This is a genomic window from Cedecea sp. NFIX57 (assembly GCF_900177785.1).
GTDB classification, from domain to species: domain Bacteria; phylum Pseudomonadota; class Gammaproteobacteria; order Enterobacterales; family Enterobacteriaceae; genus Cedecea; species Cedecea neteri_C.
The window spans coordinates 169548-191514 of record NZ_FXAS01000001.1; the positions used below are offsets into that span (position 1 = coordinate 169548).

Annotated in this window: 19 protein-coding genes and 1 pseudogene; 14 read left to right on the forward strand and 6 right to left on the reverse strand. The window is 56.7% G+C overall.

Annotation, left to right across the window (positions count from 1 at the left end; genetic code table 11):
- Positions 1 to 5 precede the first annotated feature (5 nt).
- A complete protein-coding gene (gene nuoN / locus B9Y90_RS00845) occupies positions 6 to 1463 on the forward strand; it encodes an NADH-quinone oxidoreductase subunit NuoN (protein WP_039295523.1) in 1458 nt (485 codons plus the stop codon).
- A 55-nt stretch (positions 1464 to 1518) separates the two neighbouring features.
- Here nuoN and B9Y90_RS00850 read toward each other — a convergent pair whose 3' ends face one another.
- Positions 1519 to 2421: a LysR family transcriptional regulator gene (locus B9Y90_RS00850; protein ID WP_085539916.1), complete on the reverse strand. Its 903-nt coding sequence runs from the start codon at positions 2419 to 2421 to the stop codon at positions 1519 to 1521.
- A gap of 113 nt (positions 2422 to 2534) precedes the next feature.
- On the opposite strand from B9Y90_RS00850, the gene B9Y90_RS00855 reads away from it, so the two are divergent.
- The 9 genes from B9Y90_RS00855 to menE all read left to right on the forward strand — a co-directional run bounded on the left by B9Y90_RS00855 (position 2535) and on the right by menE (position 11362).
- Positions 2535 to 3392, forward strand: coding sequence for an NmrA family NAD(P)-binding protein (locus tag B9Y90_RS00855; RefSeq protein WP_085539917.1), 858 nt, complete (start codon positions 2535 to 2537; stop codon positions 3390 to 3392).
- Positions 3393 to 3428: 36 nt separating this feature from the next.
- Positions 3429 to 3896, forward strand: a complete 468-nt coding sequence (locus tag B9Y90_RS00860; protein ID WP_085539918.1) for a GNAT family N-acetyltransferase — start codon at positions 3429 to 3431, stop codon at positions 3894 to 3896.
- 49 nt (positions 3897 to 3945) lie between these two features.
- Complete coding sequence (gene elaB, locus B9Y90_RS00865; protein WP_085539919.1) at positions 3946 to 4242, forward strand: stress response protein ElaB; 297 nt, start codon at positions 3946 to 3948, stop codon at positions 4240 to 4242.
- Between the two features lie 111 nt (positions 4243 to 4353).
- Entirely contained in the window at positions 4354 to 5655 is a 1302-nt protein-coding gene (menF, locus tag B9Y90_RS00870; protein WP_085539920.1) for an isochorismate synthase MenF, read from the forward strand.
- Positions 5656 to 5737: 82 nt separating this feature from the next.
- On the forward strand, positions 5738 to 7408 hold the full coding sequence (gene menD / locus B9Y90_RS00875) for a 2-succinyl-5-enolpyruvyl-6-hydroxy-3-cyclohexene-1-carboxylic-acid synthase (protein WP_085539921.1): 1671 nt from the start codon (positions 5738 to 5740) through the stop codon (positions 7406 to 7408).
- Positions 7405 to 8178 carry a 2-succinyl-6-hydroxy-2,4-cyclohexadiene-1-carboxylate synthase gene (menH, locus tag B9Y90_RS00880; RefSeq protein WP_085539922.1) on the forward strand — a complete coding sequence of 258 codons (774 nt, stop codon included), beginning with the start codon at positions 7405 to 7407 and terminating at the stop codon, positions 8176 to 8178. Before menD ends, menH begins: the two co-directional genes overlap by 4 nt.
- Before the next feature lie 9 nt (positions 8179 to 8187).
- The gene (menB, locus tag B9Y90_RS00885; RefSeq protein ID WP_008459804.1) at positions 8188 to 9045 is read left to right on the forward strand and encodes a 1,4-dihydroxy-2-naphthoyl-CoA synthase; all 858 of its coding nucleotides are present in this window, start codon (positions 8188 to 8190) and stop codon (positions 9043 to 9045) included.
- Positions 9045 to 10010: an o-succinylbenzoate synthase gene (menC, locus tag B9Y90_RS00890; RefSeq protein WP_085539923.1), complete on the forward strand. Its 966-nt coding sequence runs from the start codon at positions 9045 to 9047 to the stop codon at positions 10008 to 10010. The genes menB and menC overlap by 1 nt, the downstream gene beginning before the upstream one ends.
- Positions 10007 to 11362: an o-succinylbenzoate--CoA ligase gene (gene menE, locus B9Y90_RS00895; RefSeq protein ID WP_085539924.1), complete on the forward strand. Its 1356-nt coding sequence runs from the start codon at positions 10007 to 10009 to the stop codon at positions 11360 to 11362. The genes menC and menE overlap by 4 nt, the downstream gene beginning before the upstream one ends.
- A gap of 13 nt (positions 11363 to 11375) precedes the next feature.
- On the opposite strand, the gene katA is transcribed toward menE, so the two are convergent.
- A complete protein-coding gene (katA, locus tag B9Y90_RS00900; RefSeq protein ID WP_039295504.1) occupies positions 11376 to 12824 on the reverse strand; it encodes a catalase KatA in 1449 nt (482 codons plus the stop codon).
- Between the two features lie 260 nt (positions 12825 to 13084).
- On the opposite strand from katA, the gene B9Y90_RS00905 reads away from it, so the two are divergent.
- Both B9Y90_RS00905 and B9Y90_RS00910 read left to right on the forward strand, forming a co-directional pair.
- Positions 13085 to 13627 carry a YfaZ family outer membrane protein gene (locus B9Y90_RS00905; protein WP_039295503.1) on the forward strand — a complete coding sequence of 181 codons (543 nt, stop codon included), beginning with the start codon at positions 13085 to 13087 and terminating at the stop codon, positions 13625 to 13627.
- A 92-nt stretch (positions 13628 to 13719) separates the two neighbouring features.
- Positions 13720 to 14916, forward strand: coding sequence for a nicotinamide mononucleotide deamidase-related protein YfaY (locus B9Y90_RS00910; RefSeq protein ID WP_085539925.1), 1197 nt, complete (start codon positions 13720 to 13722; stop codon positions 14914 to 14916).
- 3 nt (positions 14917 to 14919) lie between these two features.
- Here the strand turns inward: B9Y90_RS00910 and glpC are convergent, their stop codons facing one another.
- The 3 genes and pseudogenes from glpC to glpA all read right to left on the reverse strand — a co-directional run bounded on the left by glpC (position 14920) and on the right by glpA (position 19008).
- The gene (gene glpC / locus B9Y90_RS00915) at positions 14920 to 16122 is read right to left on the reverse strand and encodes an anaerobic glycerol-3-phosphate dehydrogenase subunit GlpC (RefSeq protein ID WP_085539926.1); all 1203 of its coding nucleotides are present in this window, start codon (positions 16120 to 16122) and stop codon (positions 14920 to 14922) included.
- Positions 16109 to 17374, reverse strand: a complete 1266-nt coding sequence (glpB, locus tag B9Y90_RS00920; protein WP_085539927.1) for a glycerol-3-phosphate dehydrogenase subunit GlpB — start codon at positions 17372 to 17374, stop codon at positions 16109 to 16111. Before glpB ends, glpC begins: the two co-directional genes overlap by 14 nt.
- A pseudogene (gene glpA / locus B9Y90_RS00925) lies at positions 17364 to 19008 on the reverse strand (anaerobic glycerol-3-phosphate dehydrogenase subunit A). Before glpA ends, glpB begins: the two are co-directional and overlap by 11 nt.
- A gap of 234 nt (positions 19009 to 19242) precedes the next feature.
- Between glpA and glpT the strand changes: the two are divergent.
- Together glpT and glpQ are read left to right on the forward strand one after the other, a co-directional pair.
- On the forward strand, positions 19243 to 20595 hold the full coding sequence (glpT, locus tag B9Y90_RS00930) for a glycerol-3-phosphate transporter (RefSeq protein WP_039297062.1): 1353 nt from the start codon (positions 19243 to 19245) through the stop codon (positions 20593 to 20595).
- Between the two features lie 19 nt (positions 20596 to 20614).
- Complete coding sequence (gene glpQ / locus B9Y90_RS00935; RefSeq protein WP_441302642.1) at positions 20615 to 21670, forward strand: glycerophosphodiester phosphodiesterase; 1056 nt, start codon at positions 20615 to 20617, stop codon at positions 21668 to 21670.
- 42 nt (positions 21671 to 21712) lie between these two features.
- On the opposite strand, the gene yfaE is transcribed toward glpQ, so the two are convergent.
- A complete protein-coding gene (yfaE, locus tag B9Y90_RS00940) occupies positions 21713 to 21967 on the reverse strand; it encodes a class I ribonucleotide reductase maintenance protein YfaE (RefSeq protein WP_008459838.1) in 255 nt (84 codons plus the stop codon).

Genomic DNA, 21967 nt, shown 5'->3' on the forward strand with positions numbered 1-21967 from the left:
TCGCCATGACAATAACTCCTCAACATTTGATCGCGCTGCTACCGCTGTTGATCGTCGGATTGACGGTGGTGGTTGTGATGCTCTCCATTGCGTGGCGACGCGACCATTTTCTGAATGCTACGCTGTCGGTTATCGGCCTTAACGCCGCGCTGATTTCACTGTGGTTTGTCGGTCAGGCAGGGGCGATGGATGTCACCCCACTGATGCGCGTTGACGGCTACGCCATGCTTTACACCGGCCTGGTGCTGCTGGCGAGCCTGGCAACCTGTACCTTTGCTTATCCGTGGCTGCAGGGCTATACCGACAACCGCGAAGAGTTCTATCTGCTGGTTCTGATTGCTGCCCTGGGCGGTATTCTGCTGGCTAATGCGAACCACCTCGCGGCGCTGTTCCTCGGCATTGAGCTGATCTCTCTGCCGCTGTTCGGCCTGGTCGGCTACGCATTCCGCCAGAAGCGTTCTCTGGAAGCGAGCATCAAGTACACCATTCTGTCAGCGGCGGCTTCGTCCTTCCTGCTGTTCGGTATGGCGCTGGTATACGCTGATTCCGGTAGCCTGTCGTTTGTTAGCCTCGGTAAGAGCCTGGCGGATAACATGCTGCACGAACCTCTGCTGCTGGCGGGTCTGGGCCTGATGATTGTTGGTCTTGGCTTCAAGCTCTCTCTGGTGCCGTTCCACCTGTGGACGCCAGACGTATACCAGGGCGCACCTGCGCCGGTTTCCACCTTCCTGGCAACCGCCAGCAAAATCGCTATCTTTGGCGTGGTGATGCGTCTGTTCCTCTACGCACCAGTGGGTAATAGCGAAGCAGTACGCGTCGTGCTGGGAATTATCGCCTTCGCGTCAATCCTGTTCGGTAACCTGATGGCGCTGAACCAGTCCAACATCAAGCGTCTGCTGGGTTATTCGTCAATCGCTCACCTTGGCTACCTGCTGGTGGCGCTGATTGCGCTGCAAACCGGCAATATGTCGATGGAAGCGGTAGGCGTTTATCTGGCCGCTTACCTGTTCAGCAGCCTGGGCGCGTTCGGCGTAGTTAGCCTGATGTCCAGCCCGTACCGTGGCCCGGATGCCGACTCACTGTTCTCCTACCGTGGCCTGTTCTGGCACAAGCCGGTGCTTTCGGCAGTGATGACCGTGATGATGCTTTCCCTGGCGGGTATCCCAATGACCCTGGGCTTCATCGGTAAGTTCTACATCATTGCCGTGGGCGTTCAGGCTCATCTGTGGTGGCTGACCGGCGCAGTGGTTCTGGGCAGCGCCATCGGCCTGTACTACTACCTGCGTGTGACCGTGAGCCTGTATCTGAGCGCGCCTCAGCAGCTTAACCGCGACACCCCATCTAACTGGGCGCTGACTGCGGGCGGCGTGGTGGTGCTGATCTCCGCCCTGTTGGTGCTGCTGCTGGGTGTTTATCCGCAGCCGCTTATCAGCCTGGTGCAGTTAGCGCAGCCGCTGATGTAATCGGGTTAACAAAACCGTTCAAAAACCGCCACTTGCTGGCGGTTTTTTTATGAGCTTAGCTTTTGGCCAGTTCAAGGATAAAATCCAGAAAACAGCGGGTGCGTGCGGCGGGATTGATGCGTGAAGGGTAGTAAGCATAAAGCGGAAAACGCTCGTCCGGCCAGTCGGGAAACAAATCTACCAGCTGTCCTTTCTTTACCAAATCGCCGGAGCCAAACGTCATCATCTGGGCAATCGCGTGCCCGCTCAGGCAGGCTTCGTGCAAAGTGCGGGCATCATTCAGCGTCAGGCGTCCGCTGACCGGGACTTTGATCACTTCTCCTTTGCGATGAAACTCCCATTCAAACGGCCTGCCGGTTTCCGGATCGCGGAAATGAATGCAGGTATGCCCCAATAACGCTTGCGGTGTTTCAGGCCTTCCGTGCCGCGCCAGATAGGCGGAGGTGGCAACCGTCATGATGCGAGTCTCCAGCAGCTTGCGTGCTACCAGCGTGCTATTCCGGGGCACACCAAAGCGAATAGCGAGATCGAAACCATCGCCAATCATATCCCCCAGCCGATCGCTTGTTACCAGATCGAGTTCAAGATCGGGATAGCGGGACATAAACGTTTCCAGTTGAGGCCCCAGAATCAAGCTGGAGAAGAACGGATCGATGTTGACCCGAAGTCTGCCGGTAATAGCCTTCGTTGAGAGCGATGCGGAACTGGTCACGTCCTCCAGCGCAGCCAGCAGCGGCAGGATCTGACGATAAAACTCTTTGCCTTCTACGGTTAATGCCACCGCTCGGGTGGTGCGGTCGAAAAGGCGGATACCGAGGCGTTTCTCCAGTCTGGCAATTGCCCGACTGACCCCCGGTGGGGACATATTGATCACTTCCGCGGCGGCGGCAAACGTGCCGCTTTCCACTACGGCGGTAAACACGGACAGACCATCAAAGGTCCGATCGTTGAAAATCATATTAGTGCTCCGCAGTCATCAGTGAATTGTCTATGGTGCTATCGATACAACATAGCTGCATCCGCATAATGCCGTCCACACCCTGTGGTGGGATCTCAAACTGGAGAAACATTATGTTCGCAATTACAGGTATTACCGGACAAGTTGGCGGCGCACTGGCAGAAGCATTGCTTGCTCAAGGACATGAGATTCGGGCCATCGTCCGCTCTGAAGCTAAGGGACAACCCTGGGCACAGCAGGGCGCAGGTGTTGCGCTGGCTGAAATGCACGATGGCGAAGCGCTGGCAGAAGCCTTCACTGGGGCCGAAGCGGTCTTTATCCTGCTGCCGCCGGTATTCGATCCTTCAGGGAATATGGCTGAACCAAGAGCCCATATCGCGGCCATCAGACATGCATTGCTTACTGTGCGCCCGCAGCACGTAGTCTGTCTTTCTACCATCGGGGCGCAGGCCACGCAGCCAAACCTGCTGAATGCACTGGGGTTGATGGAAAAAGAGCTCACGGATGTTTGTGATTCCGTCGTGTTCCTCCGCGCGGGCTGGTTTATGGAGAACTTCCTCTGGGATGTGGAAAGTGCCAAAGAGACCGGGACTATCTACAGCCATCTGCAGCCGCTGGAGCGTGTTATCCCGATGATTGCTACCGTCGATATTGGCCAGCTTGCCGCCGAATTATTGACTCAGCCAGAACCAGGAACCCGCATTGTGGAGCTGGAAGGCCCGCAGCGCTACAGCCCGCAGCTGGCAGCCGAAGCGTTCTCTCAAGTTCTGGGGCAGCCGGTAACGGTCAAAGCCGTTCCGCGTGCAAACTGGGAGGCAGATTTCCTTGCTCAGGGCATGAAAAACCCGCTCCCACGCATGAGGATGTTGGACGGCTTTAACGAAGGCTGGATTGATTTCACCGGCGACACGGTGAAAGGTGCCACGCCTCTGGAAACTGTGCTAAAACAGTTGCTTGAGCGGCACCAGTAACCCGCAGGTGGCGCCTGAATCAAAAGGAGTTTTTCAATGCTTAACTGGCAGGATTTACACCATTCTGAACTGAGCGCCACCGATCTCTATGCTCTTTTGGCCCTGCGCTGCGAAGTCTTTATTGTCGAGCAGCGCTGTGCGTATCTGGATGTTGATGGCGAGGATTTGGTGGGGGAGAACCGCCATCTCCTGGGCTGGCGGGACGGCAAACTGATTGCCTATGCCCGCATTCTTAAAAGTGATAACGAGCTGGAGCCGGTAGTTATTGGCCGGGTTATTGTTGATGCGTCGGTACGAGGTGAAAAGCTTGGGCAACAGCTCATGACCCAGGCGCTTGCGGCCTGCCAGCGCCAGTGGCCTGACCGTGCAATTTACCTGGGCGCTCAGGCGCATTTGCAGGCTTTTTATGCCCAGTTTGGTTTCCAACCGGTCACCGAAGTGTATGACGAAGATGGCATCCCCCATATTGGGATGGCCAACAGCAAGGCGGGCGAAACCTGTTGATGTTGTCTATAGTTAGCGGACGAGAAATTTTTTAACACGGAGAACAGTGATGCAACCGTATGAATCTCGTCTCGATGATGACCTTGCGCTCTTGAGCGACACGCTTGAAGAAGTGCTTCGCGCCTCCGGCGACCCGGCGGACCAAAAATACATTGAGCTAAAGGAAAAGGCCGAACAGGCGCTGAATGAGGTCAAAGCGCGTATCAGCAATGCTTCCGACACTTACTATTACCGCACCAAAAAAGCGGTCTACCGTGCCGATGATTATGTGCATGAAAAGCCCTGGCAGGGTATTGGCATCGGCGCTGCCGTCGGACTGGTGATTGGGCTTTTGCTCCGTCGATAATCTTGACCGCGCCTGAAAATGGCAAATAAAGAATCTTACCCCCTGGGTAGGATTTTTTTTTGTGGTAACGACCACGTATAATCAGGGGTTTTTACGGAGCGTGAGGTAAACGTGAATTCAGTAGCCGTCGCACTGCAGCAAATGCAGCAGGAATTAGCAGGGGAATTTGCGGATAAGCCGGGCCTTCAGCGCCTGTGTGTGCCGGTCACGCTGAGTGACGCCTCCGATCCTCTCGCCTGGCTCACGGCCCAGTCACGGTATCCCCAATTTTACTGGCAGCAGCGCAACGGTAACGAAGAAGTTGCTGCGCTGGGCGCATTATTGCGTTTTTCTGCGCTGGAAGATGCCCAGACTTTTCTGCAGTCTCACCCGGAACAACCTTTTCTGCGCGTCTGGGGATTAAATGCCTTCGATCCGTCCCACGGTTTTCTGTTTCTCTCCCGCCTGGAATGGCGGCGTGTAGGCGGGGAGGCGTTTCTTTGGCTGCATCTGTACAGCGAAACTTCACTGAAGCAGGATGCGATAGCGGCTGCCGCGTTTATTGAGCAACTCCTGCCGGCGAAATTGCTCCCGCAGCTCAATCTCAAATGTCTCGGTGAAACCCATCTGCCGGAGCAGCCTGAATGGCACCGCCTGGTGGATCAGGTGGTCAGCGCCATCAGCCAGAAAGCGCTGGATAAAGTCGTGCTCGCCCGGGCCACCGATCTGGCGTTCTCCTCCCCGGTTTCTGCCGCAGGGTTTATGGCCGCCAGCCGCCGGATTAACCTGAACTGCTACCATTTCCTGATGGCGTTTGATGCGAGAAATGCCTTTCTTGGCTCCAGCCCGGAGCGCCTGTGGCGAAGAATCGACGATGCGCTGCGAACGGAAGCTCTGGCCGGAACGGTGGCAAACCATCCTGATGATGCTCAGGCCGCTAAACTAGGCCAGTGGCTGCTGAAAGATGACAAAAACCAGCGTGAAAATATGCTGGTGGTCGAAGATATCTGCCAGCGCTTGCAGGCTGCGGTTGGTGCACTGGATGTGCTGCCGCCGCAGGTTATGCGGCTGCGCAAAGTTCAGCATTTGCGTCGCTGCATCTGGACGCAGCTCAAGCGTCAGGACGATGCGCTTTGCCTTAAACAGCTGCAGCCCACCGCCGCCGTGGCGGGGTTACCGCGTGAGCTGGCTCGGGAATTTATTGCCGAGAATGAGCCTTTTGAGCGTGAATGGTACGCCGGTTCGGCGGGTTATCTGTCCCGCCATCAAACGGAGTTTTGTGTGGCCCTGCGCTCGGCAAAAGTGAGGCATACCGGCGTTCGCCTTTATGCCGGGGCGGGCATTGTCGCCGGCTCGGTTGCCGCAGAAGAGTGGCAGGAAATTGAAAATAAAGCGGCCGGTTTGAAGACGTTGCTGATCGGCAGTGATAACTGAATAAGCTATTCACGACGCAAATCAATTTAACCCTTGCCATAGTATTTATAATCGATAGTCGAAATTGACTGCGGACAATATTATGTCGATAAGCTCATTTAACCGCCGCTGGGCGGGCGTCATACTCGAAGCATTAACCCGACATGGGGTACGACATGTGTGTATCGCGCCCGGCTCCCGCTCCACGCCGCTGACGCTCAGCGCGGCGGAAAACCGCAGTTTCATTTGCCATACTCACTTTGATGAACGCGGCCTGGGCCATCTGGCGCTTGGGCTGGCGAAGGCCAACGGCGAGCCGGTGGCAATCATCGTGACCTCCGGTACCGCCGTGGCCAATCTTTATCCTGCCGTGATAGAAGCCGGGCTGACCGGCGAAAAGCTGATTCTACTGACGGCCGATCGCCCGCCCGAACTGATTGATTGCGGTGCAAACCAGGCGATTCGCCAGCCGGGGCTGTTTAGCTCCCATCCTTCCGCTGTACTTAACCTGCCTCGTCCAACGCATGATATTCCCGCCAGCTGGCTGGTCTCTGCGATTGACAGCGCCGTCGGTCAGCTCAACGGGGGCGCACTACATATCAATTGCCCCTTTGCCGAGCCGCTTTATGGTGCGCCGGATGATACCGGCGTCGACTGGCAAAACCAGCTCGAAGGCTGGTGGGAGGGCAACACGCCCTGGCTGCGTGAAGTGCACGAAAACGCGGTGCCGAAGCAAAGAGACTGGTTCTTCTGGCGGCAAAAGCGTGGCGTGGTGGTGGCAGGCAGGCTTTCTGCCAGCGAAGGTGAGCAGGTTGCGGCCTGGGCGCAAATGCTAGGCTGGCCGCTCATTGGCGATGTACTTTCGCAGACCGGGCAGCCGTTGCCGTGTGCAGACCTGTGGCTGAGCAATAGCCAGGCCGTGACTTGTCTTGAACAGGCGCAAATTGTCATCCAGTTTGGCGGCAGCCTGACTGGAAAACGGGTGCTTCAGTGGCAGGCCGCCTGCAGGCCGGAAGAGTACTGGCTGGTGGACAAGCAGCCCGGGCGTCTTGATCCTGCCAGTCACCGTGGTCGCCGTCTGGTCGCCAGCGTCGAAGCCTGGCTGGAAAAACATCCGGCAGAAAAACGCCTGCCCTGGGCCGAAGCGTTAACGTCTCTGGCCTGGCAGACGCTGGAAAAGGTTGAACAAGGCACCCGTGAATTTGGCGAGGCGCAGGTTGCCCAGCGCCTGCCGCAGTTGCTGCCGGAAGGCGGCCAGCTATTTGTGGGCAACAGTTTAATTGTTCGTTTGATCGATGCTTTCGCCCAGCTTCCCGTTGGGTATCCGGTTTATAGCAATCGAGGTGCGAGCGGCATTGATGGTCTGTTGTCTACCGCCGCAGGCGTTCAAAGGGCAACGGCGCGCTCCACGCTCGCGATAGTCGGCGATATTTCGGCGCTTTATGATCTTAATGCCCTGGCACTGCTGCGCCACGCCTCTGCGCCGTTTGTGCTGCTGGTGGTCAACAATAACGGTGGCCAGATCTTCTCACTTTTGCCGACGCCTGCCGAAGAACGTGAGCGTTTTTACTGTATGCCGCAAAACGTGAATTTCTCCCACGCTGCCGCCATGTTTGAGTTGGGTTATCAAAACCCTGAAACCTGGCAGGCGCTTGAAGAGGCCGTTCGTCGGGCCTGGTTGCGCCCTGGGGCGACGGTGATTGAAATTAGCGTGCCGGAAACCGCCGGTGCTCAGACGCTGCAGCATTTGCTGGCCCTGGTTAGCCAGGCATGATCCTTCATGCCGTGCCGCATTCGGGCCACCTTTCAACTCAGCCGTGGATAGTCTGGCTGCACGGTTTTCTTGGTAGCCATCATGAGTGGCAGGCGCTTGAGCCGCACTTTTCCGACTGGCCGCAGCTGTGCGTGGACCTGCCCGGCCACGGTGGTTCCACCGATGTTCACGTGCAGAGTTTTGCCGAGGTTGATAGCGCGTTACGAAATACCCTCAAACATCACGGCATACATCACTATTGGCTTGTCGGCTACTCCCTGGGCGGGCGCATCGCGATGTATCACGCCTGTCAGCCTGAGTCGAAAGGGCTGCGTGGCCTGGTGGCAGAAGGCAGCCACCCTGGCCTGAGAAGTGGGGCAGAGTGCGAGGCGAGAGCGCTGAACGATGCCCATTGGGCGCAGCGTTTGATGCACGAAGATATCCAGACCGTGTTGAACGACTGGTATCAGCAGCCTGTTTTCCGTTCTCTCAGCCGTGCACAACGCACTGACTTAGTTGCCCTGCGTGCACAAAACAATCCTCAGGCGTTAGCCCGAATGCTGGAAGCGACTTCGCTTGCCCGGCAACCCGATTTACGCGAACAGCTCGGCCAGCTTGCCGTGCCGTTTCATTTCATTTGCGGTGAACGAGACGAAAAGTTTCACGCCGTTGCCACCGAGCTGAGCTGTTCTCTGACCTTGATTTCAAGGGCCGGACATAACGCCCATCGTGAAGCTCCCGCCGCGTTCAGTTCCGCTCTGTTAACCCTCTTTCGTCAATATGACCTGTAAGGATCTTTCATGATTTATCCTGATGAACAAATGCTTTATGCCCCGATTGAATGGCTGGATTGCTCCGAAGGTTACACCGATATTCGCTACCACAAATCCAGCGATGGCATCGCCAAAATCACCATCAACCGCCCGGAAGTTCGTAATGCGTTTCGTCCACTGACCGTCAAAGAGATGATCAATGCCCTGGCCGATGCTCGCTATGACGACAACATCGGCACCATTATTCTGACTGGTGAAGGGGAAAAAGCCTTCTGTGCGGGTGGCGACCAAAAAGTGCGTGGTGACTACGGCGGCTATCAGGACGCAAGCGGCGTGCATCACCTGAACGTGCTCGACTTCCAGCGCCAAATTCGCACCTGCCCTAAACCAGTTGTGGCGATGGTGGCGGGTTTCTCCATCGGTGGCGGCCATGTGCTGCACATGATGTGTGACCTGACCATCGCGGCCGAAAACGCCGTGTTTGGCCAGACGGGCCCAAAAGTCGGTTCATTTGATGGTGGCTGGGGCGCTTCCTACATGGCGCGTATTGTCGGCCAGAAAAAAGCGCGCGAGATTTGGTTCCTGTGCCGCCAGTACGACGCGAAAGAAGCGCTGGATATGGGCCTGGTGAATACCGTTGTACCGATTGCCGATCTGGAAAAAGAGACCGTGCGCTGGTGCCGCGAAATGCTGCAAAACAGCCCGATGGCGCTGCGTTGCCTCAAAGCGGCGCTGAATGCCGACTGCGATGGTCAGGCCGGGCTGCAGGAACTGGCCGGGAACGCCACGATGCTGTTCTACATGACCGAAGAAGGCCAGGAAGGGCGCAACGCGTTTAACCAGAAGCGCCAGCCGGACTTCAGCAAATTTAAACGGAACCCGTAATGCGTAGCGCGGCGCTGTGGCGTTTTCAAATCCCGATGGAGGCTGGCGTAGTGCTTCGCGACCAGCGTCTCAAATTTAGAGATGGGCTGCTGGTGCGCCTGACATCAGGCGAGCGTAGCGGATGGGGGGAAATTTCCCCTCTGCCGGGATTTAGCCAGGAAACACTCGCGGAGGCTCAGGCGCAGGTCGAACGATGGCTTGAACAGTGGCTGGCAGATGAATCGACTCCGTTGCCCGAATTGCCGTCGGCCGCCTTTGGCCTGAGCTGTGCGCTGGCTGAGGCTGAAGGTACGCTGCCACAGGCCGCTGACTATCGCGCTGCCCCGCTGTGTACAGGCGATCCGGACGAGCTGATCCTGGCGCTGGCCCAAATGCCGGGTGAAAAAATCGCGAAGGTGAAAGTGGGGCTGTACGAAGCCGTTCGCGACGGCATGGTGGTTAATTTATTGCTTGAAGCCGTGCCTGAACTTCGCCTGCGTCTGGATGCTAACCGCAGCTGGACGCCGCTCAAGGCGCAGCAGTTCGCCAAATACGTCAACCCGGATCACCGCTCGCGCATTGATTTTATCGAAGAACCGTGCAAAACCCGCGAGCAGTCCCGAGAGTTCAGCCGGGAAACGGGGATTGCTATTGCCTGGGACGAAAGCCTGCGGGAGGCGGATTTTACTTTCACCGCTGAGCCGGGCGTTTCGGCAGTGGTGATCAAACCGACGCTTACCGGTAGCCTGGACAAAGTGCGCGAACAGGTTACGGCGGCAAACCGTCTGGGGCTGAAAGCGGTGATCAGTTCCTCCATTGAGTCCAGCCTCGGTTTGACTCAACTGGCCCGCATCGCCGCCTGGCTCACGCCGGGAACCTTGCCTGGGCTGGATACTTTGTCCCTGATGCAGTCTCAGCTTGAGCGCAGCTGGCCCGGTAGTCCGCTACTTTGCGTCACCGCAGACCAGCTCGAGCGTATTCGATGATCTTTCCCGACTGGCCGTGGCGTCACTGGGCCGACGTCAGGGGCACGAGTGTTGCGCTTCGTCTTGACGATGAGCTCTTAACCTGGAAAACGCTTTGCCAGCGCGTGGATGCACTGGCGGGAGGCTTTCGCCAGCAGGGCCTAAAAGAAGGTGACGGCGTTGCGCTTAAAGCGAAAAATGGCCCGCAAACGCTGCTCGCCTGGCTGGCGTTATGGCAGTGCGGGGCGCGCATTCTGCCGTTAAATCCTCAACTGCCTGATAGTTTGCTGGCGCAGCTTTTACCGTCACTGACGCTGAGCTACGGGTTAACTTTGCCCGATGGCTCTTCGCTGCTGGGATTAACGCCACTGCGGCTGGCGGAGGCAGAGCCCTGGCGCGAAACCTGGTTGCCATCGCGTTTTGCCTCAATGACGCTGACCTCTGGTTCAACCGGGTTACCCAAAGCGGCCGTGCATACATGCTCGGCGCACCTTGCCAGCGCGGCGGGGGTACTGGCGATGATGGATTACGGCCAGGACGATAGCTGGCTTTTGTCTTTGCCGCTGTTCCATGTCTCCGGGCAGGGAATTCTCTGGCGCTGGCTGTATGCTGGCGGCCAGTTGGTGATATCGACCGCTCAGTCGATAAATGAGGCGCTACGTGGATGCAGCCACGCTTCCTTAGTGCCAACTCAGCTGTGGCGGTTGCTGGAGAAACAGGAACCTCTGGCGTTGCGCGAAGTGCTCCTTGGCGGGGCAGCCATTCCCGTTGAACTGACGCAGCAGGCCGAAGCGCGCGGGGTGCGTTGCTGGTGTGGTTATGGCCTTACCGAACTGGCCTCTACGGTTTGCGCCAAACGCGCCGACGGTCAGCCAGATGTAGGTGCTCCGTTGCCGGGCCGTAAGGTAAAAATCGTCGATGAAGAAGTGTGGATACAGGCGGATAGCCTGGCCAGCGGCTACTGGCGGGACGGGCAGCTTATTCCTCTGGTGAACGAGCAGGGCTGGTTTGCTACCCGCGATCGGGGCGTTTTACATTCGGGCCGCCTGACGATCGTCGGGCGTCTTGATAACCAATTTTTCAGCGGCGGGGAGGGTATCCAGCCGGAAGAGGTTGAGCGGGTAATTGCCGCGCATCCAGCGGTTCAGCAGGTGTTTGTGGTACCGGTTTTCGATGTTGAATTTGGACAGCGACCCGTTGCCGTGGTTGAGATTAGTGCAGGATGTGAGTTTAACGACATTGCCGCCTGGCTTGATGGAAAACTGCCCCGTTTTCAGCGGCCCGTGCGCTGGTTAACGCTGCCGCAGGAGTTAAAACAGGGCGGGATTAAAATATCCCGCCGCAGGCTGATTGAGTGGGTTGCAGGGGCATAACCCCTGCAAGGTATTACTTATTGTTCTTCAGTGCCTGAAGTGCATTTGCCACCCCGGCACCGTATTCAGGATGTACCTGGCTGAACAGGCAAATCTGACGGTTCTGAATGCTTTCCGGGACGTCTTTCATATCACCCGCAATGCGCGCAAACATACGCTGATGCTCTTCATCGCTCAGCAGGTTATACAGCGCGCGCGGCTGGCTGAAGTAGTCGCTATCTTCCCGATGGTTCCAGTGGTCGGCCGCGCCTTCCAGGCTCAACGGCGGCTCGCTGAAATCTGGCTGTTCCTGGAAAACGTTAAAGCTGTTTGGCTCGTAGGTTGCGCCATTGCCGCTGTTGCCGTCCACCCGCATAGCACCGTCGCGATGGTAGTTGTGGAACGGGCATTTTGGCGCGTTCACCGGGATTTGATGGTGGTTCACGCCCAGGCGATAGCGATGCGCGTCGCCGTAGGAGAACAGGCGGCCCTGTAGCATACGGTCCGGCGAGAAGCTAATACCTGGCACAACGTTGGCCGGAGACATCGCCACCTGTTCAACGTCAGAGAAGTAGTTTTCCGGGTTGCGGTTCAGTTCCAGCACGCCCACTTCCATTAATGGATAGTCGCCGTGAGGCCAGACTTTGGTCAGATCAAACGGGTTGTACGGCGTTTTTGATGCTTCGGCTTCCGGCATAATTTGCACGAACAGCGTCCAGCGAGGGAAGTCACCGGCCTCAATGGATTCGTACAAATCGCGCTGGGAGCTTTCGCGGTCTTCTGCGATCAGGCGGCTGGCTTCATCATCCATCAGGTTCTCAATGCCCTGCTGGGATTTGAGGTGGAACTTCACCCAGAAACGCTGATTGTCGCTATTGATAAAGCTGAAGGTATGGCTGCCGAAACCGTGGATGTGACGATAAGAGCGCGGTAAGCCACGATCGCTGAAATCAATGGTCAGCTGATGAAGGGCTTCTGGCAGATGCGAGAAGAAATCCCATTTATACGTAGGGTTACGCAGGTTGGTGCGCGGATCGCGTTTGACGACGTGGTTCAGGTCCGGAAACTTCAGCGGATCACGGAGATAGAACACCGGCGTGTTATTGCCCACCAGATCCCAGTTGCCTTCCTCGGTATAAAACTTCATGGAAAAGCCGCGAATATCTCGTTCAGCATCCGCCGCGCCGCGCTCACCTGCCACGGTGGAGAAGCGCAGGAAAAGCTCTGTTTTTTTGCCGATTTCTGAAAATAATTTTGCCCGGGTGTAGCGGGTAATATCATGGGTGACGGTGAAATGGCCAAATGCGCCAGAGCCTTTAGCGTGCATGCGGCGCTCAGGGATCACTTCGCGGTCAAAGTGGGCGAGTTTTTCAAGGAACCAGACGTCCTGAAGCAGCATCGGGCCACGTGGGCCTGCGGTAGCAACATTGTTGTTGTTCGCAACGGGTGCGCCTGCGCCGGTTGTTAATCCTTTCTTGCTCATTAATGCCTCCTTGGTAGCCAGGTTTCACAGTAAAAAAGCGTTTATTTAAATCCGTTATTTTACTGTGCTTATTATTCGCCTGCTCAATGTGTCATTTGGCGCTACCCGGTTGCATTGATCTTGTCACACAAAAAGGTGTCTTTTCATTTTCTTACAATCAAGGAAATATTGGCATTTTCCAGCGTGTTAATAAGATAATGCGCCACGCCATCCAATGGCATTTTTGAGGGTAGCCCTTTTTCTTTTTCAGGAACCAAGGAATGAATAAATTACTTTTAGCCGGCGGCGCGGGTTTGCTGCTGGTTTCTGCAGGTGCCAGCGCAATTGGCGTGAGTGCTGAAGTCGGTAAGGAATACACTAATCTCGGCGTGGGTTTTGGCACCGAAAGCAGCGGCATCGCGGTAACCGGTAACTATGCGCATAACGACGACAACGGTGATGCCGTAGGCCTTGGCCTCGGTTTTAATATTCCTCTGGGGCCGATGATGGCAACCGTAGGCGGTCGTGGCGTTTACCTGCATCCGAAAGATCGTAAAGAAGGCTATGCGGTTGCGGCAGGTGGCGGTCTGAGATGGCCAATCACGCCTGATATTGCCGTATTTGGCGATTACTACTACTCCCCGGACTCTCTGTCCAGCGGCGTGAAGGACTACAAAGAGGCCAGCGCCGGTGCAAGCTGGAACTTTATGCGTCCGTTCTCGGCGCAAGTTGGCTACCGCTACATTAGCCTCGGCGGCAAAGACGGCGATCGTACTGATACCGTTGCCGACGGCCCGTATGTGGGCGTGAGCGCCAGCTTCTAATCCCTCAACGCGGCGCTTAGCCGCGTTTTTTATGCCTGCCGTTCTTTGGTGCCTGCGCTATAGTGGGGCGTTCCCCTGCTGCGGAGTAAAAGATGTTAAAAGTAGAAATGCTGTCCACTGGCGATGAAGTGCTGTATGGGCAAATTACCGATACCAATGCGGCCTGGCTTGCCGACTATTTCTTTAATCAGGGGTTACCCATGTCACGCCGCAATACGGTCGGCGACAGTCTGCCTGACCTGGTTGCCGTGCTGAAAGAGCGAAGCCATGAAGCCGATGTGCTGATTGTTAACGGTGGCCTGGGGCCAACCAGCGATGATTTAAGTGCACTGGCGGCGGCTACGGCGGCGGGCGTTGAGCTGGTTGAGCACGTGGAATGGTTAACCTATATGGAGCAGTTTTTTGCCGAGCGTGGGCGGGTGATGGCACCGAGCAACCGTAAGCAGGCGCAAATTCCGGCCAACAGTGAAATGATCGACAATCCCGTGGGTACCGCCTGCGGCTTTGCATTGACCTTAAACCGCTGCCTGATGTTTTTCACCCCCGGCGTACCGTCAGAATTTAAGGCGATGGTGGACAAACAAATCATGCCCCGGCTGCGTGAACGTTTTACGCTTCCCGAGCCGCCAATATGCCTGCGTTTAACCACCTTTGGGCGCTCCGAGAGCGAGCTGGCGCAATGTCTTGATCCGCTGGCGCTGCCGGAGGGGGTGGTGATGGGTTATCGCTCATCGATGCCCATCATTGAGCTTAAACTGACCGGCCCGGCCAGCCAGCGTGAAGCGATGGAGGCCGTCTGGCCGGAAGTTCGCCGTGTAGCAGGGGAAAGTCTGATTTTTGAGGGTACCGAAGGGCTTCCTGCACAAATAGCACGTCGCCTTGCTGAGCGTTCTCTCACCATCGCGATTAGCGAACAGTTTACCGGGGGCCTTCTGGCGCTGCAGTTAAACCGGGCGCAGGCCGCACTTCGGGCGAGCCGTGTTTTACCGCAGGCAACTGAAACATTGGCTGAGGCGTTAGCGTCCAGCGCAGAATTGCGACTGAACCAACAGAGCAGTCTGGCTCTGGTGATTTCTGGCGAAGAAGGGCAGCAGATTAATTTTGCGCTCTCCACGCCAGACGGCACTTTTGGCCTGGGCGTGAAGTTTGGAACCAGCCGCCACGCGCTGGCAATACGCCAGGAAGTCTGCGCCATGATGGCGCTTAATGTGTTGCGCCGCTGGTTCAACGGCCAGCCGCTGGAAAGCGAGCACGGCTGGATTAATGTCTTAGAGTCGGGCAGCCTCTAAACTTCAGGCGAGCGCCCGGGCCAGCAGCGTAATCGGGTGCTCGCAGCGTTTGCTGGTCGACATTTCTATCTGCCATTTACAGGTTTCGCAGTCCGTTACCACCAGGTCTACGCCGCTCTCTTCAATTTGCTGAAACAGCGGGGCGCCGATGCGCTGGGACGTTGGGTAATTCTCCTTTTTAAAACCATAGGTGCCGGCAATGCCGCAGCACTGGGAGTCCAGCATCACCAGTTCCACGCCGGGAATGCGGCGCAGCAGCTCAATGGAATAAAGCGTCCAGCCCATTTTCTCCATATGGCAAGGCGTATGGTAAGCGATACGCAGCGGCGTGTTTTTTAACGGTAGCGTTCTGCCATCCTCTTCCAGCAGTTTCCAGATATAACGCGTGGCGAGCTCAATCTGTTCGCGAACCGGAGCTGTGTCGATGCCAAGAATATGCGGATATTCATCGCGCAGCGTGAAGGTACAGGTTGACGAAGACGCAATGACCGGCAGCCCGCGCTGTATCACGGCCTCTTCCAGCGAGCTGGCATTTACCCTTGCCTGTTTCTTTGCCTTTTCGATAAAGCCGTTGGCGATAAGCGGCACGCCACAACATTTTTCTCTTTGCAACAACTGGACGCCGATGCCCATCGCGTTAAGCACTTTGACCATGTCTTTGCCGAGCTGCGGATGGTTGTAATTCACGAAACAGCCGTGGAAGAAAGCAACCTGTTGCGGGAAGCTGGCCTGGTGCGCCGCCTGGCGTCGATACCACTGGCGGAAGGTACCGAAAGAATATTTGGGCAACTCGCGGTGGGAATCAATTTTCAGGGTTTTATCCAGCAGCTTGCGTACCGGCTTCATACCGGTAGTGGCGTTGATCAGCGGAGCGAAAGGTGTGGAGAGCGTACCGAGTAAATCCGTATGGCTGAGAATCGCATCCCGCAGCGAAGGTTTATGTTCGCCATATTTGGCCCTTGCGCGCTGAATAATATCGCCAATTTTGACCTCGGACGGGCAGGAGACTTCACAGCGCTTGCAGTTGGTGCAGTATTTTAGCGCGTCGTCATAAAGCGAGGGATCTTTCAGGCGCAGCCTTTCCCCGTCGGGCCCGGCCTGTTTTGGCCCTGGATATTCCGGGCGAACGCGGCTGACCGGGCAGGCGGTGGTACAGACCGTGCATTTAATACAGCTTTCAAAGCTGGTTTCATCAAGCAGGTTCATGGCAAGCCTCCGCTGCAACAAGGATTTGATCGGCCACACAGAGCGCCGTGAGCATCGATACGCCGGCCCCGCATCCCTGCTGAATAGGATCAAAGCCTCCCAGCACCGAGCCAATAGCGTAGAGATTTTTAGTGTGTTCCCCGTGGTGAGACGGCTGGAAGTGGTTATTCACGGTGAGACCAAACTGCAGCCACGGCTGCGGCGTAAAGAAATCTGTCTTACTCCAGGCGGCTCGCTCGGCCTGGATGTTCACGTCCAGCCCAAAGATAGGCTCGATGACGTGTTGCCGGGTAGCCTCCAGCCCGCCGCTGAAAAAGCTGCCGCTGGCCAGGATGACATGCTGGGTCCGCAGCGGTACTTCACGATGATTTTTGGTGAACAGGGCATGGATGCAGCCTTGTTCAAGCTGAGCGCCGGTTACGGCATCACCGGGCATAATAAGCCCGCCCAGAGTCTGAAAACGGCGGCGGAGCGCATTGTGTAGCCTCATCCCAAGTACCGAAGGCGGCAGGGTTGGCAGGAGTTTTACCGGCACACCGAGAGCCTGTTCAACGGCTATCACCGTTTGGGCTTCCAGGTCCAGGCAGGCGGGCAGAATCATGGCCTCGCCGCTGCCCAGCAGCAGCCTGAGTTCATCCACCAGCGTTGAGAGGTTTTCCGGCAGATCCAGTACCCGGGCGATGTTTACGGCCCGAAACTCGCTTGGGTTGTTACGTAATACATCAAGCACGGGCAGGGTAAGCTCGGCGACGTGCACGTTACAACCGGTGGCAGACAGTGAGCCCGCCACCAGTTCTGCCTGAAAATCCAGGAAGCCAGCAATATTAATCACCGTCACTTTTTTCCAGGGCAACGGCGCCTGCGGCACTTCCGGCGGGCTGAGCCAGCTGGCTCTTTGCTTGCCCAGCGGCGTGATTCTGAGGTGATTCTGGCGGTGATGCCCCACCAGCGGAATGCCAGCCCTGGCCAGCAGTTGTTCACTCTCTGCGGCAAGCGCCAGCACGTTATCTTTGCCCATCAGGCTGTAGGGATGCTGAGGCGCTTGCCCGGCCAGGTTTTCCAGTGCGGCCTCTGGTTGGTGAACGGGAGTGCCGTCCGGTAACGTCGAAAGCAAATCCAGTGAACCAGAAGAAAAATGCAGCGCGCTTTGCCCTCGGCTGACGATGGCGCAACGCTGGCCGCTCTCCGCCAGTTTTATGCCGGCTGTCAGTCCGGCCAGGCCGCTGCCAATGATAATCGTGTCAAATTTCATCCCTGTTCTCCGTTGTCCAGGCCGCACAATCCCTGGTAAACCCAGGCGGTAAATTCGCTTTCTCGCAATGCATTCCCCCAGGCGACAGGCCGAACGCCCTTCCAGCGTTCGTTGAGGAAGTGAGAGAGTTGCTCCAGCGATTGGGCAGGCGTAGTGAGCTGGAAGCGTTGCAGGAGACCGGCTGCCCGGCAGGCGCACAGCTCGCCCTGGCAGGTGCCCATGCCGACACGCGTTCTGCGGCGCAAATCTCCCTGGTTTTTTACACCAAGGGCATCAATGGCATAGCGCACTTCGCCGGTGGTGACGGCTTCGCATTCGCACACCAGGCTGTTGCTGAGTCGGCTGTTATTGAGCAGCCGCGTTGCGCGGTCACCGTGCCGCCAGACTGCGGAGCCGCGAATTGTTGGCGGTAAGGAGATAACTTTCCCCAGCGTTTGCTCCGCGGTGTGCTCGGAGCCCGGCAGCGACGCCGAAGCCGTCGAGCAGGGCATGGTGTTCCCTAAACGCTCGCAAACCAGGTCCGTTGCCCACTCCGCCATCAAGCGGTAGGTCATCAGTTTCCCGCCGGTAATGGTGATGAAGCCATCCATGCCGTCGCGTTTCGCGTGGTCCAGCAGCACAATTCCTCGGCTGACGCTGCGCCCGGTAGGATCGTTGTCGCTGGCAACCAGAGGCCGGACGCCAGCGTAGGCCCGAAGAATGCGCGTTCGGCCAAGCACCGGAGCCAGTTTTTCCCCTTCACGAATCAGCGTGTCCACTTCATCCGGCGTGACGTACATGTTGTCGATTTGGTCGTAGCCGATATGTGTCGAGGTGGTTCCGATAAGCGAGATGGTATCGCCGGGCACCAGAATATCGGCGTCTGCCGGTTTGCGGCAGCGGTTGATGACCATGTTGTTGATGCGGTGGCCGAGGATCAGTAATGCTCCTTTGGCCGGGAACATTTTTACGCTGAGATCGGCGTATTCTGCGATGCGCTGCCCCCAGATCCCTGCGGCATTTACCACCATTGGCGCCCGGAATTCACCTGCCTGGCGGGTAAGATGGTTGAAGACGCGCACGCCGCAAACGCGGGAGCCTTCACGAATCAGGCCGGTGATTTCGCAACCCGTCAGCACTTCTGCCCCGTGTTCTTTGGCATCAAGCATGTTAGCGGCGGTGAGGCGGAATGGATCGACCGTGCCATCCGGGACGCGCACCGCGCCGAGAAGCGATGGATTGGCTGACGGCTCCAGCCGTAATGCCTCTTTGGGATCCAACGCTTCTGCTGGAATACCGGCCTGGCGACAGGCGGCGATAAACCCGCTTTGGAACGCCAGATCATCTTCCGGCAGGGTGATAAACAGGCCATCCGTGGGCTCGATACAGTGGCGGGCAATTCGCCGCAGAATGCGGTTTTCTTCGATGCATTCTTTGGCGGATTCCCCGTCGGTGACCGCATAGCGTGAGCCGCTGTGAAGCAGGCCGTGATTGCGGCCGGTGGCACCCGTCGCGATGTCGTGGCGTTCAAGCAGCAGAACTTTTAGCCCGCGGCGGGCGCAGTCTCGTGCTATGCCAGCCCCGGTCGCTCCTCCGCCGATGATTATCACGTCCGTTTCTCTGCTCACATAGCGCTCCTTTATCCCCTTTTTCATTACCGTTATTCAGCCATAAAGAAAGTGTGGAATGTTTGATTGCGAGCAAATTCGAGCAATAAACGAAAATTATTAATAGAAATATGCACTATTTCGCCTTTTTGTAATAAAAATGTAACATTGTGTGCGATGTTTCACAGTAAATACGCGCACAGATAACTACCATGCGCTCGCAAAAGAACATTTGGCAGGAGCCGTTTGCTCCCGCCGCAAATCCAGGCCACGGAGGCTCGTATGCTTAGTATCTTTAGACCTGCCGCGCACCAGGCGCGTTTGCCAAAGGAGCAGATAGACCCGACCTATCGCCGCCTGCGCTGGCAAATCTTCATGGGCATCTTTTTTGGTTATGCCGCTTATTATCTGGTGAGGAAAAACTTTACCCTTGCGATGCCGTATCTGGTGGAGCAGGGCTTCTCCCGAGGCGATCTCGGTTTTGCACTTTCCGGGATTTCGATCGCTTACGGATTTTCGAAATTCATCATGGGTTCGGTCTCTGATCGCTCTAATCCGCGCGTATTTCTACCCGCCGGGCTGATTCTTGCCGCCGCCGTGATGCTGTTTATGGGCTTTGTGCCGTGGGCAACGTCCAGCATCGCAATCATGTTTGTGCTGTTGTTTGCCTGTGGCTGGTTCCAGGGCATGGGATGGCCGCCGTGCGGGCGCACCATGGTGCACTGGTGGTCGCAGAAGGAGCGTGGGGGCATTGTTTCCGTCTGGAACTGCGCCCATAACGTCGGCGGCGGTATTCCTCCGCTGCTGTTCCTGCTGGGGATGGCGTGGTTTAACGACTGGCATGCGGCGCTGTACATGCCCGCTTTCGCCGCCATCATTGTGGCGATTATCGCTTTCGGTTTAATGCGCGACACGCCTCAATCCTGCGGCCTGCCGCCGATTGAAGAGTACAAAAACGACTACCCGGACGATTACAGCGAGAAAGCGGAAGAAGAGCTGACGGCTAAGCAGATCTTCATGAAGTACGTCTTCCCTAACCGTCTGCTGTGGTACATCGCCATTGCCAACGTGTTTGTCTATTTGCTGCGTTACGGCATCCTGGACTGGTCGCCAACTTACCTGAAAGAAGTGAAGCACTTCGCGTTGGATAAATCCTCGTGGGCCTACTTCCTTTATGAATACGCGGGTATTCCCGGCACGCTGCTGTGCGGCTGGATGTCGGACAAGGTGTTCAAAGGTAACCGCGGCGCGACAGGCGTGTTCTTCATGGTGCTGGTGACAATTGCCACCGTGGTTTACTGGCTCAACCCGCCGGGCAATCCGGGCGTGGATATGGCCTGTATGATCGTTATCGGCTTCCTGATTTACGGCCCGGTGATGCTGATTGGCCTGCATGCGCTTGAGCTTGCACCTAAGAAAGCTGCAGGGACGGCAGCGGGCTTTACCGGCCTGTTTGGCTACCTGGGCGGCTCGGTCGCGGCCAGCGCGATTGTCGGCTACACCGTGGACTTCTTCGGCTGGGACGGCGGCTTTATCGTGATGATTGGCGGCAGTATTTTGGCCGTGCTGTTGCTGATTGTGGTGATGATTGGTGAGCGTAAACACCACGATGAAAAAATGCTGAAAAACGGCTAAGGAAAACACCATGAAACTGATGGCAAAATCTTTACTGGCGGGTGTGGTGCTGGTGGCAACCAGCAGCGTCTTCGCCCAGACGACGGACAAAATCGTGATTGCCCACCGGGGTGCCAGCGGCTACCTGCCCGAGCACACGCTGCCGGCGAAGGCGATGGCCTATGCTCAGGGCGCGGATTACCTTGAGCAAGACCTGGTGATGACCAAAGACGACAGACTGGTGGTGTTGCATGACCACTATCTGGACAGGGTGACCGACGTCGCGAAGCGCTTCCCGGATCGGGCACGTAATGACGGGCGTTACTACGCCATCGACTTTACGCTGGCGGAAATCAAGTCCCTGAAGTTCACCGAGGGCTTCGACATTGTTAACGGCAAGCAGGTGCAGACTTATCCGGGGCGTTTCCCGATGGGTAAATCCGACTTCCGCGTGCACACCTTTGAAGAAGAGATCGAGTTTGTTCAGGGGCTGAACCATTCCACCGGGAAAAATATTGGCATCTACCCTGAGATAAAAGCGCCGTGGTTCCACCATCAGGAAGGTAAGGATATTGCGGCGAAAACCCTTGAGGTGCTGAAGCAGTATGGCTACACCAGCAAGCAGGATAAGGTTTATCTTCAGTGTTTTGATGCCGCCGAACTGAAGCGCATTAAAAACGAGCTTGAGCCGAAGATGGGCATGAACCTTAACCTGGTGCAGCTTATCGCCTATACCGACTGGAATGAGACTCAGGAAAAACAGCCGGACGGCAAATGGGTGAACTACAGCTACGACTGGATGTTTAAGCCTGGTGCGATGAAGCAGATTGCCCAGTATGCCGACGGCATTGGCCCGGACTACCATATGCTGGTGGAGAAGGCGTCAACCAAAGGGAACGTGAAGCTCACCGACATGGTGACCGAAGCGCACGCCAGCAAATTGACCGTGCATCCTTATACGGTGAGGGCGGACGCGCTGCCGGACTACGTGAGCGATGTGAATCAGCTGTACGACGTGCTGTATAATCAGGCAGGCGTGGATGGGCTGTTTACTGACTTCCCGGATAAGGCCGTGCGGTTTCTGAATAAGCCGTAATCGCTAATGAAAAAGGCCGCATTTGCGGCCTTTTTTACATCACTACATCTCGAGTTCGATATCTCCCCGCGCTTTGCAGCAACAGGGGAGAATTTCACCGGGCTGGATAAACGCCAGCGGCTCGGTCAGCCACTGAACTTCACCCGCCAGCAGCTTAGTGCGGCACGAACCGCAATAGCCTTCCCGGCACTGATACTCTACGCAGACTTTGTGTGACTCCAGCGCCGCCAATAGCGAAGGGTGTTCCTCTTCGCTCATCAACTGCGCGCCGGTAATGCTGAGCGTAATGCGGCCCAT